This is a genomic window from Acinetobacter sp. WY4, assembly GCF_018438165.1.
Classification (GTDB): Bacteria; Pseudomonadota; Gammaproteobacteria; order Pseudomonadales; family Moraxellaceae; genus Acinetobacter.
Genome location: NZ_CP053947.1, coordinates 1,545,911 through 1,560,888, shown reverse-complemented (window position 1 = coordinate 1,560,888; position 14,978 = coordinate 1,545,911). Strand labels below are relative to the sequence as shown.

At 44.0% G+C, this 14,978-nt stretch carries 9 protein-coding genes and 1 pseudogene; 5 read left to right on the top strand and 5 right to left on the bottom strand.

The annotated features are described in order from the left end of the window. The first annotated feature begins 510 nt into the window (after nt 1–510). The gene (locus tag G4D73_RS07345; protein WP_004729548.1) at nt 511–750 is read left to right on the top strand and encodes a DUF2171 domain-containing protein; all 240 of its coding nucleotides are present in this window, start codon (nt 511–513) and stop codon (nt 748–750) included. 231 nt (nt 751–981) lie between these two features. Here G4D73_RS07345 and pta read toward each other — a convergent pair whose 3' ends face one another. The 3 genes from pta to G4D73_RS07330 all read right to left on the bottom strand — a co-directional run bounded on the left by pta (nt 982) and on the right by G4D73_RS07330 (nt 6,111). Beyond that, a complete protein-coding gene (pta, locus tag G4D73_RS07340) occupies nt 982–3,120 on the bottom strand; it encodes a phosphate acetyltransferase (RefSeq protein WP_213687706.1) in 2,139 nt (712 codons plus the stop codon). Between the two features lie 54 nt (nt 3,121–3,174). Next, nucleotides 3,175–4,395: an acetate/propionate family kinase gene (locus G4D73_RS07335; protein ID WP_213687705.1), complete on the bottom strand. Its 1,221-nt coding sequence runs from the start codon at nt 4,393–4,395 to the stop codon at nt 3,175–3,177. Nucleotides 4,396–4,845: 450 nt separating this feature from the next. Next, nucleotides 4,846–6,111, bottom strand: coding sequence for a glutamate-5-semialdehyde dehydrogenase (locus tag G4D73_RS07330; protein ID WP_004278400.1), 1,266 nt, complete (start codon nt 6,109–6,111; stop codon nt 4,846–4,848). Between the two features lie 322 nt (nt 6,112–6,433). Here G4D73_RS07330 and G4D73_RS07325 point away from each other — a divergent pair, with 322 nt between their 5' ends. After that, the gene (locus G4D73_RS07325; protein WP_213687704.1) at nt 6,434–7,771 is read left to right on the top strand and encodes an alpha/beta fold hydrolase; all 1,338 of its coding nucleotides are present in this window, start codon (nt 6,434–6,436) and stop codon (nt 7,769–7,771) included. 28 nt (nt 7,772–7,799) lie between these two features. On the opposite strand, the gene G4D73_RS07320 is transcribed toward G4D73_RS07325, so the two are convergent. Beyond that, nucleotides 7,800–8,663 carry a class I SAM-dependent methyltransferase gene (locus G4D73_RS07320; protein WP_213687703.1) on the bottom strand — a complete coding sequence of 288 codons (864 nt, stop codon included), beginning with the start codon at nt 8,661–8,663 and terminating at the stop codon, nt 7,800–7,802. A 122-nt stretch (nt 8,664–8,785) separates the two neighbouring features. Then, nucleotides 8,786–9,808: a beta-N-acetylhexosaminidase gene (gene nagZ, locus G4D73_RS07315; RefSeq protein WP_213687702.1), complete on the bottom strand. Its 1,023-nt coding sequence runs from the start codon at nt 9,806–9,808 to the stop codon at nt 8,786–8,788. 200 nt (nt 9,809–10,008) lie between these two features. Between nagZ and G4D73_RS07310 the strand changes: the two genes are divergently transcribed. The 3 genes and pseudogenes from G4D73_RS07310 to G4D73_RS15710 form a co-directional block, all read left to right on the top strand. Beyond that, entirely contained in the window at nt 10,009–12,195 is a 2,187-nt protein-coding gene (locus G4D73_RS07310) for a carboxy terminal-processing peptidase (protein WP_213687701.1), read from the top strand. Between the two features lie 435 nt (nt 12,196–12,630). Continuing rightward, a complete protein-coding gene (locus G4D73_RS07305) occupies nt 12,631–14,583 on the top strand; it encodes a putative bifunctional diguanylate cyclase/phosphodiesterase (RefSeq protein WP_213687700.1) in 1,953 nt (650 codons plus the stop codon). Nucleotides 14,584–14,726: 143 nt separating this feature from the next. Further along, a pseudogene (locus tag G4D73_RS15710) lies at nt 14,727–14,798 on the top strand (hypothetical protein); the annotation flags it as partial. Nucleotides 14,799–14,978 lie beyond the last annotated feature (180 nt).

The following is a 14,978-nucleotide window of genomic DNA, read 5'->3' as shown; positions in this document are numbered from 1 at the left end:
ATTGTCATATAACTGTCATAAAACTTTTACATAATGCAGCTATTGAAACGGGAGATCCTAACAATGGTTACAGGTATTTTGATGGCAGCTGGTTTTTGTGTATATATCGCTGCAACTTGGATGTACGGTCAGAAAGAAGATCAAGCCTAAGCTTTATCTTCTTTTTTATTTTAAGACATAAAAAATTAACCTATCTTCAAATCTTCAAATCTTCAAATCTTCAAATCTTCAAATCTTCAAATCTTCAAATCTTCAAATCTTCAAATCTTCAAATCTTCAAATCTTCAAATCTTCAAATCTTCAAATCTTCAAATCTTCAAATCTTCAAATCCAGTTATAAAAATATTTGAAAACTCAAATTTAAAAAGCATCTCTCCTATAGCTTACTCAAGCCATGTTGACCATTTACATTTTTAACCCAGAAAAACTCAAAGCCTGAAAACCCTTACACATGCGGCATTTTTTATTGCTTAGACTGTTTCTCTCAACTTCTAGAAACAGGCAAGTAGAATGAACAATTTTAATGCAAGTGATATTAAAGAACATGCTTCAGTCATTGCTTCATGTGGTACTCAAGTCGGGAAGGTGGACCATTTAGAAGGTCAGGATTCAATTAAATTAACAAGAAGTGATGATGAAAATAATGAGCATCATCTGATTCCCTTGAGTTGGGTAAGTGAAATCAAAGACGATAGCGTCGTGCTCAATAAAACTGCGGAAGAGGTACGTAAAGAGTGGACTACCTTATAAGAAATTAAAGTTAGTGGACTGAAAAGCAGGGCTGCTTCAGCTTAATTTTTTATGTCACAGACTTTATGAGTAACCGTTGAAAATGCCAGTTCGAAAGACTGGCATTTTTATTGTTTATTAAAACGAGATAATGATCGCGTGCTGAATTTATTGAAGCTATGAGTGTTTTTTTATAAAAAAACCACCTGATTTTTCAATCAGATGGTTTGGAAAACTTAAATTCAAGAAGTATTAAACTTCTTGCTGCTCGGCCTGAATCGCGGTTAAGGCAATGGTAAACACGATGTCATCGACCAAGGCACCACGCGACAGGTCATTGACCGGCTTATTCAAGCCTTGCAGCATTGGTCCAACACTGACTACATTGGCAGCACGTTGTACCGCTTTATAGGTCGTGTTACCGGTATTCAGATCCGGGAAAATAAATACATTGGCACGTCCAGCCACTTGTGAATCAGGTGCCTTTTGGCGCCCCACGCTTTCCACCGATGCTGCATCATATTGTAATGGCCCATCAATCAACAGGTCAGGACGACGTTCTTTGGCAATGCGTGTAGCTTCCGCGACTTTTTCCACATCAGCGCCAGTACCCGAAGTTCCTGTCGAATAGGAAATCATAGCAATGCGTGGATCTATACCAAAGGCTTTGGCAGAATCGGCGGACTGGATTGCAATTTCGGCCAGCTGTTCTGCATCAGGGTCCGGATTGATCGCACAGTCACCATACACATAGACTTCATCTGGCAACAGCATAAAGAATACGGAAGATACCAGTGAGTAATCCGGAGCAGTCTTAATCAGCTGGAAAGCAGGACGTACCGTATTCGCCGTGGTATGCACTGCACCCGACACCAAACCGTCAACCTGATCCAGCGCCAGCATCATGGTGCCAAGTACTACTGTATCTTGCAGTTGTTCACGGGCCTGTAGTTCGTTGAGCTTGCCTTTACGCAGCTCCACCATCTTGTCGATGTAGTTTTCACGCACCAGATCCGGATCAAGAATTTCCAGATCTTCAGGCAATTCAATACCGCGAGCTTTGGCTACTTCTAGCACAGCTTCAGGCTTGGCCAGCAAAATACACTGTGCAATACCACGCGCCTGACAAATGGCCGCAGCCTGTACGGTACGCGGTTCATCACCCTCTGGCAGTACAATACGTTTTTTCGCAGCAATCGATTTCTGTACCAGTTCATGACGGAAAGCGGAAGGTGACAGACGTGGCTTATAAGAACCATTCAACATTTGATTCAGCCATTCCGGATTGATATGGCTTGAAACAAAACGTGTCACCTGATCTGCACGTTCGGTATCATCCACTGGAATTTCATTGCTGAGATTTGCCAGTTTTTGTGCGGTTTCAAACGTGCTGAGTGGTGTATGTAAAATCGGTAAACCTTGCTTGATGGCAGCCTGGCAGAATTCCAGTACATGATCATTTGGCTGTTGATGTTCAGTCAGCACCAGACCGGCCAAAGGAATCCCATTACTGCTGGCCAGACTACTTGCCAGTAATACATCAATCCGGTCAGAGGCACTAATAATTAATTCGCCAGCTACAAACTTATGTAGTTCATGTTCAATATTGGCTGAAATCAGGCTACTGTGTTGCACACGGCGCTGTTTGGCTTCGCCTTCGTTGATCCAGTAGGCAGAAATATGGGCTGCCAGATCAGACATACGCGGCACACTTAAGGTTTTACTGAAAGGCACCAAGCCAATCACTGGCAATTTTTCAGAGCCAATATGCGGATGCGTCTGCCGAATGGCGGTGATAAATTCTGCGGTTTCAGCTTTAAGGCGTAAATCCGGATTCAGCGTGACAGGAATCTGCGCAGATTCTTCAGGTAGACCCTTGGTGCGCATCAACATGATACCTGCCAGACGGGTAGAGCTGGCGCCACCAAAATTACGCAGCTGATGTTCAACTTTATCTGCGGTTTGGCTTGGCTGCTGAATATTGGCATTGCTGACGACAATAACTTTGGCATCCAGTGCTTGTGCCAGTGAAGCATTCAAATCATCGGCAAAACTGTCCTGAGTATTTGGCAACAGCCCTTCGACAATAATTAGGTCATGCTGTTTAGCAATTTGACGATGCAGACGCACCGCTTCTTCAAGCAATTCATCCTGTTCACCCAGATTGATCTGCTGCAAGACTTTGCTATAACGGATAGGTTCAACCGTTTCACTTTGAGAAATATGACGATACAAAGCCGTGGTGCGGTCTTCGATTTCATTCAATTCCTGAGCAAAAGGTTTCAGGAAACCAGCTTTTACCCCTTGGCATTCCAGTGCATAAATCAGGCCCAAACATGCAGAAGTTAAGCCTACGCCTTCCCCAGTGGGAACCAATAAAATTGTTTTCATAAGTTATGTCAGTCGCAGAATAATAAAAATCAGTTAAAAAGTGGCTAAGCCTGCTTATGCAGGCGTTACCTCAGCTTTAGACTTTTTTGCAGTATTGCGCTCCACTTCAAGTTCAACAACACTTTGAACTTCTTGTGCGATACGGCCTTCTTCATCTGTTGGCACTACCCAGATTTGTGGGCCTGTGCCTGAATCGATTCGGCCTTCGGTACCGCGTTTCAATTCATTGTTGGCGTTTTTATCCAGATTGAAACCAAAATGAGGCAGATAAGTCATGGTTTTTTCGCGGATATACGCCGAGTTTTCGCCAATGCCGCCAGTGAAGAACAGACCATCAAGACGTGGCAGACCACAGCTCAACGCTGCCAGAGATTTAGCTAAACGGTAGCAGAAAACTTCAATCGCCAGTGCGGCATCTTCATTGCCTTGCTCTGAGGCTTCAATCAGGGTACGCATGTCATTGGACAGATCAGACAAGCCCAAAAGACCACTTTGGCTATTCAGCATCTTGTCAATTTTATAAATGTCCCAACCCAGGTTTTTCGCCAAGAAACTATGCAGGCTTGGATCGACATCACCACTGCGTGTGCCCATAACAATGCCTTCAAGCGGAGTTAAGCCCATTGAAGTATCTACACTTTGCCCATTCCAAACGGCACAGGTCGAGCTACCATTACCTAAATGCGCAGTTAACCAGCCACCTTGTTTGAAACTACCTGCCAGTTCAGAACCACGTTCTGAAACATAGGCATGACTCGTCCCGTGGAAGCCATAGCGACGCACACCATGAGCAGTATATAAAAATTTCGGCAGGGCATAACGATAAGCATGCGCTGGCATGGTTTGATGGAAGGCAGTATCAAATACTGCAACTTGTGGTAATTCCGGGAATAAGCGTTTGGTTGCTTCAATACCAATTAAGTGTGCCGGATTGTGTAATGGCGCAAGCGGCGTTGCTTCACGAATTTTTTCAATAATCTCGTCATTGATCAGTTCAGCCTTGGTCAGGCTGCCACCATGTACGACACGGTGACCGATCGCGTCCGGACGGTAGTTGGCCAGACGTTCAAGACCCACTTCAAGTGCTTTTTTGTGGTCAGCAAATGGAATATGGATATCGACCGGCTCATTGCCAACCGTCACACCTTTAATGCGAGCATTCTCTGTGCCTAAATTCTCAGCTAAACCATGAATACGGAAATTCTGCTCCTCAAGAAGTAATGCAAACTTGATTGAAGAAGAGCCACAATTAATAACTAATACTGATTTAGACACGATTGATTACCCAATTTTTAATTAAAATTTTCGTCCATTTGCTTGACCCAATTGCGGGCAATGAAGCAGCAATCCAGATCAATGAATATGTTTTAACATTTGTTTTTTTTCTGTCCTAGATAGACTTTAGCAGATTAGACTTAAGCATTATCGACCGATTTAACAATAATAACTAAAATTTATCAGTTCATAGTTTTCATTTATAAATAAAATGATGCTGAAAATATAATCAACAAGAATACTAAACTCTGCTTAAATTTAATTTTAGAACAGATTAATTCTTTAGTTTAGCGCCTGAAAAGGCAAATATTGTTTTTACATACAATTCTATAAAGAGATTCATGAATAAAATGACCCGAAGGTTCTGATCCATCTATTTCAGTGTCAATTTTTCTGTCCATAAAAAACAGCCTCATAAATGAGGCTGTTTTAAATGCGCGATCTGAATACTTATTGGCGAATCTGACCATCACCAAAGACAATCCATTTCTGCGAAGTCAGGCCTTCAAGTCCGACTGGGCCACGAGCATGGATTTTATCGGTCGAAATGCCGATTTCAGCACCTAAGCCATATTCAAAACCATCTGCAAAACGAGTAGAGGCATTGATCATAACCGAACTTGAATCTACACCCGCCAGAAATTCGCGAGCCAGACTGTAGTTTTCTGTAATAATAGAATCAGTATGATGCGAGCCATATTTGTTAATGTGCTCAATCGCTTCTTCTATACCAGAAACAACTTTGATCGCCAGAATCGGACCCAGATACTCGGTATACCAGTCTTCTTCAGTGGCCGTAATGACTGCATCTCCAAGAATACGCTGGGTTTCCCGGCAACCACGCAGTTCAACTTTTTTCTCTTGGTATAGCTCTGCAATGCGTGGCAAGAATTCTTCAGCGACTTTTTCATCGACCAGCAGGGTTTCCATGGCATTGCATACGCCATAGCGATGGGTTTTGGCATTGAGCGCAATCGGCAAGGCTTTCAACAAGTCCGCTTGAGCTTCCACATAGACATGACAGTTGCCATCTAAATGTTTGATGACCGGTACGCGTGCTTCCTCGGTAATCCGTTCGATCAGGCTCTTGCCACCACGAGGCACAATCACATCCACATATTCGGTCATGGTAATCAACTGACCCACTGCAGCGCGGTCAGTCGTATTCACGACCTGTACGGCAGCCTCAGGCAAGCCTGCGACTTTCAGGCCATGCTGAATCGCGACTGCAATTGCCTGATTCGATTCCAGAGCTTCTGAGCCGCCCCGTAAAATAATGGCATTGCCTGATTTGAGCGCGAGTGATGCCGCCTCCAACGTGACGTTAGGACGTGACTCGTAGATCATGCCGACCACACCCAAAGGCACACGCATCTTGCCCAGTTGAATCCCGGATGGGCGATAAGCCATATCACTAATTTCACCAATCGGATCTTTCAGGCCAATGACATCTTTCAGGCCCTGTAACATACCTTTAAAGCGCGCGGGGTTGAGTTCTAAGCGATCAAGCAGGGCAGGGTCCAGATTGTTATTATGCGCCTTAGTCATATCTTTCTGGTTAGCAACCAAAATAGCAGCTTGGCTATTTTCCAAAGCCGTATAAATAGCGGATAACGCATTATTTTTAGTTTGGGTGGACGCGCGAGCCAAAATGCGAGACGCTTGGCGTGCCTGCTGTCCTACCGTTTGCATGTATTGTTCAATAGACTCTTGCATAGCGGTTTGATCACTTAGAAATTTCATTTCGATATTAACAGCCTGCTGCTGCACAATGAAGCCCATCTATTAAAAATCATCCGTTTTCGCAGACTTCTAAACATTTTGAAATTGTTTTCTGTTTAAAAGTAGATAAGTGGTCACTGAAGCGGTTGCTTGTGAAAAGCAGCTCTGTATAGAATGAAACACGCGACATTGATGTCATTTATAACTATTAAAGAGCAGGATGCGTGTTCAGGCACACCGGAATGCGCCTGAAATATAAGATCTGTTAAGCATGACTTGCACAATAAAAATAAGGCAAGGACGGAGGAAAAGGAATATGAATTCCATTATCCACATGGATGCCCATGTATTGGAACAACCTAGCCATAAGGGCTTTTTTGATCTTTATGATAAGCACAGTTTTAAGCAGCCGCCACGTACGACTTGGATGGAGGGCTGGAAAATCGAATATATGGCGATCGCCCGTCCGGATACCTTGCATTTAAGACCCATGGTGATTATTGGGGGAGCTTTCCAGAATTTTAATTCCTACAAATACTGTGTAGAACAGCTTTTTGATGCAGGTCCCATCATTTTGATAGATCTGCCGTCCATGGGGGCCAACCAGCAGATTAGTAATGTCGATACAGGTCTGTCTGCCGGAACACTTGAACTCGAAGATCTTGCTGCGATGCTGGGGCGTTGGCTGGAACAGATGCAACTGCCCCAAGTGGCAATTTTAGGCATGTCCCTGGGGTCAGTGGTGGCCTCCTGTTTGGCAGATCAGCGTCCTGAACTGGTAGACCGGATGATCCTGATGGGAGTGATGCAGAAAACCCGTAAAAGCTGGCGCATGCTGCTGGAAGAATCCTTACATCTGATGAAAGAACAACGTATGGATGAATTTGGTCAGGCCGTGATTTTGTATCTGGTGAATCATGCACGTTTGACAGAAACCCGTATGTCACCGACTGCAAAGCGTTTGTTCTTTAAACAGATGGCAGAATTTACGGTGACCGAGCAGGACCGCTATGATATTAACTGCAACCGTTTATTGCGTCTGACCAATGTGCCGATTCCGCAGTGCAAAGTGCTGGTGGCATGTGGGCAATATGACAGTTTTACCTTGCCACATGAAAATGCGAATTTTGCTCTGCAATGCCCGGATATGCAGTACGTGCAAATTGCAGGCGCCGATCATGTACCGCAGCTGCAACGTCGTAAAGAAACCATGCATTTATTTGCAACCTTTTTACGCGATGAAGCAGTTGATCAACTGGACGGCATTATTCCGTTTACTCGCGAACAGATACAGCAGCTTGAACGTCGCGGTGAAGAGAGGATTCAGGTGCAAGATTCACAGCGTTTCCTCAGTCATCGTCATTCTGATCTCATTTTAAAAGCAGAGATCGTGGACATGAATTTCTTTGGGGTATTGCTGGAGTTAGATGCAAAACAGGCAGTATGCGCAACAGCTTATCCTCGTGACTTGGCCTTGCATCTGGAAGATGATGTTGGGGAGTTTCAGATTGAGTGCCTGATCTTTGAGCAGGATGATACTCAGCTGCGTGCCTTATTCAAACATGGCAGTTTTGAAGTCGCAGAACGCTTATTACGCTTTGTACAAATGCAAAAAGTACTGTCACAAACTGAAGTATTTGATGCAGCAATTTAAAAAACAGCAGCATTAAAAAACAGCGTACTTAAACGCTGTTTTTTTTCACGGCATGAATCATCCAGACCAGATCCCCTAAATGTTCATCTTGTTCTGGTGCCGGGTTTGGCTGACGAGGCTTGGCAAAATAACGTTGAGGTTGTTGTACTTCAACCTGGTCAAATCCTGCATCTTGAAAAAAGTGCTGCAATTCTTGGGGGGATTTAAAATGAAAGGCAAACGCACTTCGAGACATGAATTTAAGTAGACGGCTACTGCTCCAGATAAAGTTCGCCAGTTTATTTTTCACTGGTTCAGGATAAATATCGCTGAGATAGTGAACTGCCGGGAAATACTGCGCATTTTCTGTAATACCCTGCATCAGAATACGTAACATCTGCTGATCAAAATAATTAATCAGTCCTTCGCTAATGACCACTAAGGGCTGGTTGCGGTCAAACATCTGAAAAATACAGTCCAGCTCTTCACTAAAAATATCGGCAGTCAGGACTTCAGGGGCATGCTGATCGATTTGCTGCAAAGCCTGAGTCTTGATCTTGGCCATATCGGGCAGATCCAGTTCACGATAATTAATCTCGGGAAATTTCTGTCTGAAATTCCAGCTGCGTGGAGATAGGCCACAGGCAATTTCAAGAACCTGAGGTTGTGGGTGTTGCTCAATTAGCTGACACAAATGCTCATCAATCATCTGATGGCGCTGTTTAAGTGTCGTACGCATGCTACCGCCAACATGGCGTTCTGCCCAGGATTCAAGTGGATGCAACAGTTTGGCCAGAAACTTGCCTTTGGATGTAGCAAAGGCTGGATGTGAGATCCCCATTTGATACCAGATATAGCCGGTATAGTGCGCCGTAAAAGAAATATGGCGATGTTGCGAAAGTGAGTCTGTCATATAGTTCTGACCTTATTGTTATTTTTAAGTTGATTAAATAAAAGTGTAAACTTTTCATTACTATAATAAAAAAGGAACACCTTGTCGTGCCCCTTTTTCATATTGATTGGATTTAAAAAGTTTTAGCTGGACTGCTGTTTAAATGCCAGTATTTCATCACGGATCTCGCGCCATTCTTCACCCAGATTCAGTTCGTCACCAATCTGGATGTTCGGGATGTTGCCGCGCATGCATTCCAGGCGTTGCTGGTTCGGGAGGGGCAAATCTACAATCCCTTCCAGTGCAATACATTGTGCTGCACGATCATTGCAGACCAGACCCATATCACAACCAGCTTTGAGTGCGGCCTGAATTCGGGCATCGGCACCGCCTGCGACACATGCGGCCTGCATGCTTAAATCATCCGAGAACAGGACACCGTCAAAACCAAGCTCCTGACGTAAAACTTTCTGAATCCAGAATTCCGAGAAGCCTGCCGGATTGGGATCGACCTGACTATAGATGACATGAGCCGGCATCAGCGCATCTAGTTGTGGTTGCAGTTGGATAAAGCTTCGCATGTCTTTTTGCTGGATTTCTGCATAGGAGCGCGTATCAATCGCTGCAGCAACATGTGAGTCCGCTTTGACCGAGCCATGCCCGGGGAAATGTTTACCAGTTGAAGCCATACCGGCACGTTTCATACCTTTTAGAAATGCGCTGGCTAGTGGAATAATGTCCTGGATATTTTGGGCAAAGCTACGATCACCGATCACATCACTGATATCATTCAAGTCCAGTACCGGGGCAAAGCTGAAATCAATGCCAACAGCCAGCACTTCAGCTGCCATCAGCCAGCCGCATTTTTCAGCCAGTTCCAAAGCACGCTGTGGATCATTACTATAAAGTTCGCCAAATCTTCCCATTGCAGGCAGCAGGGTAAAGCCTTGTCTTAAACGCTGGACACGACCGCCTTCCTGATCGACCGCAATTAAAATATCAGGACGCACCTGACGCATATGATCGGTCAAAGCACGGACTTGCGCCGGAGATTCGATATTGCGACCAAATAAAATCACTCCACCGACTTGCGGCGCACTTAATAGTTCAATATCTTCTTGAGTGAGGGTTGTGCCTGCGATGTCGAGCATCAATGCGCCAATCATATGCGGAATCCGTTTTAGAGTTTTTCGGAGAAAACAATACCTGAATTCTGCAATGATTTGCTACACTTTGTCAGCACAGAATATGATAAAACTACACGACATAAACATATTAAGTTGTTTAAGATGCTGAATACGTTAAATTCTGGTCGAAAAGCAACACGGTCACATTGGTCTCTAGGCCAAGGAAGTACGAATTATTTATGAAATTTCAAACTATAGCTTGCGCAGTTGCGATTGCGACAGGTGGATTCTTTTTTACCCATGTAGTGAATGATGCGATTGCGGCCAATAGTAATGAAGTGGTCAGTAAAGCAATTCAGCCATCTCAAGAGCAGGCGCTGGTGTCACGTCAGCTGGCAACCCTGGTTGACCGTCAGCATTATTTAAATATGCGTCTGGATGCCCAGACCTCACAGCGTATTTTTGATTTCTATATTGATAGTCTTGATCCGGAACATAGTCTGTTTTTGGCTCCAGAAGTTGAAAACTATAAGAAACGCTATGGTGCCAATTTTGGTGCCAATCTGAAAGCCGGCAATTTGTCTGGTCCTTATGAAATGCATGCGCAATATCAACAGCGCTTGCACCAGTTCTACACCTATATGTTGAATGAGCTGAAAAAACCGCAGAATCTGAATCAGCCAAGTATTTATATCGAAACGGATCGTGAGAAAGCGCCGTTCTTTAAAACTGAAGCTGAACAGCGCGCGCATTGGTCAAAAATGCTGGTGTTTCAGCTGATCAATCTGACCATCAGTAAAGAAGAGGAATTGGCCAAGCAGAAAGCGCTGAAAGCCAATCCGGAATTGGCCAATGGACAAGACCTGACTGGTCCTGAAGATCTAACGCCTGCGCAAACCTTGACCAAGCGTTATACCCGTCAACTGGAACGTCTCAGCCGCGTCAAAAGTGATGATGTGCTCGACAAGACACTGAACGCGATGATGCTGACTTATGATCCCCACAGTAATTACTTCCCGCCTGTGGATGCGATGGAGCTGAATCGTCAGACCACTTTACAGCTGGAAGGCGTCGGCGTATCGATTCGTCCGGAGCGTGGCAATGAAGATTATACCAAGATTGAAACCATCGTTGAAGGTGGTCCGGCCAGCAAATCCGGTCAAGTTAAATCAGGTGATCGTATCATTGGTGTAGCCCAAGACGGCGAGCAAATGGTCGATGTCATTGGCTGGCCAAGTAATGAAATTGTCGGTCTGATTCGTGGTAAACGTGGCACGAAAGTCACTCTACGCTTGCTCGGTGCGGGTGCTGCCATGGGGCAGGCACGTAATGTGACCATTACCCGTGACGTGATTCAGGAAGAAGATGCCGGTGTGCGTACACGTGTGGTCGACATTCAACGCGATGGCAAGAAATATCAATATGGTGTGATCGAAATTCCGTCGTTCTACCTGAACTATCGCGCACGCCGTGCCGGTACCGATTATCGTTCGGTGTCTGAAGATACCAACAAGGCCTTGAAAGAGCTGGCAGCGAAGAATGTTGCCGGAATTATTGTCGATTTGCGGAATAACCCGGGCGGTTCACTGGAAGAAGTGGCACGTATGTTGGGGCAGGTAATCAAGTCTGGTCCAGTGGTACAGATCCGTGATGGCAATGGCAATGTCAGCGTCTTTGAGGATGATGATGGCGGCGCACAAACCTATGCAGGTCCACTGGCAGTGATGGTGAATCTTGCCTCTGCATCGGCCAGTGAAATTTACTCTGCTGCGATTCAGGATTATGAACGCGGGATTGTGATTGGCAGTACTACCACCGGTAAAGGTACAGCACAAGTACAATTGGATAGTCTGGCGCATGGTCAGGCGACATTGACGCAGCGTAAATTCTACCGTGTGACCGGTGGCAGTACCCAGAATAAAGGGGTCGTTCCGGACATTAAACTGGTCGATATTTATAACGAGGAGTTTGGTGAGCGTAAGGCCAAAAATGCCCTGCAGTGGGATACTATTCCAACCGCACCATTTAAACGCGAAGGTGCAGTACAGAAATACGTTCCTGAATTGGCTAAACTTTCTCAGCAACGGGTCACACTGGATTCTCAGTTCAAGTATTTAGAACAGCGTAAAGCCGTGATGAAGAAAGCTGAAGAAGAGAAACGTCAGGTACTGGACTTGCAACAGCGTAAAGCTGAGTTGATTGCCATGGAGCAAAAAACGCTGGATGCAGAAAACACTCGTCGTGCTGCAACAGGTCTGAAACCTTATCCAAACTGGGAAAGTTATCAGGCTTCACTGGATGCCTTGATTGAAACACGTGCCAAGATGAAGGCCAAAGAACGTCCGGCTCTGCCTGAAGAAGAAGCGTTTGTGATTGAAGCGGCAAATGTGTTACTGGACTATGCCAAATTACAGGCAAAACCCTAAGTTTTAGCCTCATTGATCGTTGATAAAAATAGCCTGTCTCGACAGGCTATTTTTTTATTTTGTAAATCTGCACAAAAATCCAAATAAAATTTTGCTATGAAGTGCCATCTGTCTAAATAAAAAGAAAAAAATTGTGATGGTGATCGAATAAATGAGCTAAAAAAATGAAGCTAAATATTTGCTTAAATTTGAAACACTTCTAATATATAAGTTGTATTTTATTTTTCTGTTGAGTTTTATTTTTGGGGCAATTCTCAACTTCAAAAGAAAGAAATATAAATTCTAAATTTTAGTTAAGACTGATGTTGTTGCAGACCAATTGGCTTGCATGGATAGTCAGTCTTGAGATTTTACTGAGTTCAAATTTGACCGGGTGAAAATGGAAATATCAGTGCAGAGCATAATAAAAATGATCACCGATGGGGAACATTTTATATGATTGATATTCAGCATGATATTGGTTTGGTCATCAGCTCCGTTCTTTCTGCATTGGTCGCTTGCTATCTCATCGCACGGATTAAAAAATTTACTTCAGGCACTTCGCAGTCAAACTTTAAAACCTTCAGTTTAATGCTAACCGCCATGCTATTGGGCCTATTGATCTGGTTGATCCATTTTATTGGGCTGACAGCAGGTTTTGTGCTGAATAAATATGAGATGAATTTGGGCTTGATGCTTCTGTCTGTTCTGGTGATATGCACTGCATCTATGTTTATCTTCTGGTTAAGTACCAGAAGTACCAGAAGTACCAGAAGTACCAGAAGTACCAGAAGTACCAGAAGTACCAGAAGTACCAGAAGTACCAGAAGTACCAGAAGTACCAGAAGTACCAGAAGTACCTGGTCATTTTTCCGGTCAGTTCTCGTATTAGGTGTGATCGCACTCAGCATCTTTGGCATGCACTCTATTAGCATGATGTCATTCAATTTTACTGCCGCCCATATGCAACAGTCACCGGAATTAGTTCAGGCACATGATCAGCTATTTCTGGCCATGATACTGATGAGTGGATTGCTGCTGGTAACGCTGATTTGTATCATCGTGTCCGAACTGCGTGTGGGATTACGCAACCGTCAGCTTGCATGGGCCAATCAACAAATTGAAAATCAGACCATTCAGGACAATCTGACCAAATTACCTAACCGTTTGTATCTGGCTGAATATGCAAATCTGCTGTTTTCAGGTCAGTCCGAACAGCAGCATGAAATTGCTTTTTTATATATCGATCTGGATCGTTTTAAAGCAGTCAATGATGTGTTTGGCCATCTGGTCGGTGATCAGTTGCTGATTCAATTGACCACGCGGATTCATCTGTTATTAGGCCATCATTCCAAGCTGCTCAGAATTGGTGGGGATGAATTTCTGCTGGTACTGGAAAACACATCTGTCGCCAAAGCTGCAAAAATGTCAGAACAGATTCTTGAACTGATTCAGGAAAGTTTCCTGATTGAAGGCAAGAGTATTCATATCTCGGGCAGTATTGGCATTGCCATGTATCCGGAACACGGCAAGAATTTACAGGATCTGCTGGTCAATGCTGATGCCGCCATGCTGAGTTCCAAGTATCAGGGGCGCAATACCTATTCAGTCTTTAATTATTCTACCGACCAGGATGAAAGCAAGAGCCAGAGTACCCTGGTTAATGACCTATATAAAGCCGTGGAAGAGCAGCAGTTTGTGCTGTTTTATCAGCCCAAGTTTCGGACCAAAGACCATAGCTTGTGTGGGGTAGAGGCATTAATTCGCTGGAACCATCCCCAGTTTGGTTTGCTCGGCCCGAATCTGTTTATCAATGCGGCTGAAAAAACCGGACTGATTATTCAAATGGGCTATTGTGCATTGGAGCTGGCCTGTCAGCAGATTCAAAAATGGCAACAGACACATACTGAATTTTTCCCTATCGCGGTCAATTTGTCTGCAGTACAATTTGAGCATAAGCATTTGTTTAGTACTTTAGAAAAGTTATTTGCACAATATAAAATCAGTCCTCAGCATTTAATGATCGAGATTACTGAATCGACTGCCATGCATCATATTGATGTGAGTATGCGCAGCTTTAAGCGCTTAAGACAAATGGGCATCCGTCTAGCCATTGATGATTTTGGTACAGGGCATTCCAGTTTTCTCTATTTAAAGAATTTCGCCGTAGATGAGTTAAAAATTGACCGGGAATTTATCAAAAATCTGGCAGTTGGCTCCAAAGAGGAAATGATTCTGGAAAGCATTATTCAGCTGGCCATAAAACTGGGCTTGGTGGTGACCGCCGAAGGTGTTGAAACAGAAACGCAAGCAGAAATTTTAACCCGGCTCGGTTGTGAACAGTTACAAGGCTTTTTGCTGGGCTTGCCGGTAGATGAACAACGACTAGAAAACTTACAATTCCGTTAATAGCGCTCTAATTCATTGAGCGTCAGGATAGACAACATGGCTAACGGAACTCCACCCTGAAACTCTGCTACAATATCGCCAATTTTTTTCATATTGATCGAATTTGATCTCGAATGCTGTGCATTGAGCAGTAGGTGTATTTCATGAGCTTTAAGCAAGAACTGGCGGCACAAGTCGCCCAGCGACGTACGTTCGCTATTATTTCCCACCCAAATATTTGATATCTATTCAAGCCCATTCAACCTATTTCAAATATAATAATAAAAGCATTGTAAGTGCTGTAAAAATATAAAAATATTGATATTCTTTATCTGGTATATCTTTCAACCCCATTCAATAGATTTCAAGTCTAGTCAGTATGTTTGTGTACATATGTGTGTACACATTTTCTAGAA

Excerpts from the sequence above, each read along its gene's own strand:
- pta (WP_213687706.1), bottom strand. The coding sequence starts at position 3,120 with ATGAAAACAATTTTATTGGTTCCCACTGGGGAAGGCGTAGGCTTAACT.
- G4D73_RS07345 (WP_004729548.1), top strand. The coding sequence starts at position 511 with ATGAACAATTTTAATGCAAGTGATATTAAAGAACATGCTTCAGTCATT.
- nagZ (WP_213687702.1), bottom strand. The coding sequence starts at position 9,808 with ATGATTGGCGCATTGATGCTCGACATCGCAGGCACAACCCTCACTCAA.
- G4D73_RS07325 (WP_213687704.1), top strand. The coding sequence starts at position 6,434 with ATGAATTCCATTATCCACATGGATGCCCATGTATTGGAACAACCTAGC.
- G4D73_RS07320 (WP_213687703.1), bottom strand. The coding sequence starts at position 8,663 with ATGACAGACTCACTTTCGCAACATCGCCATATTTCTTTTACGGCGCAC.
- G4D73_RS07310 (WP_213687701.1), top strand. The coding sequence starts at position 10,009 with ATGAAATTTCAAACTATAGCTTGCGCAGTTGCGATTGCGACAGGTGGA.
- G4D73_RS07330 (WP_004278400.1), bottom strand. The coding sequence starts at position 6,111 with ATGCAAGAGTCTATTGAACAATACATGCAAACGGTAGGACAGCAGGCA.
- G4D73_RS07305 (WP_213687700.1), top strand. The coding sequence starts at position 12,631 with ATGATTGATATTCAGCATGATATTGGTTTGGTCATCAGCTCCGTTCTT.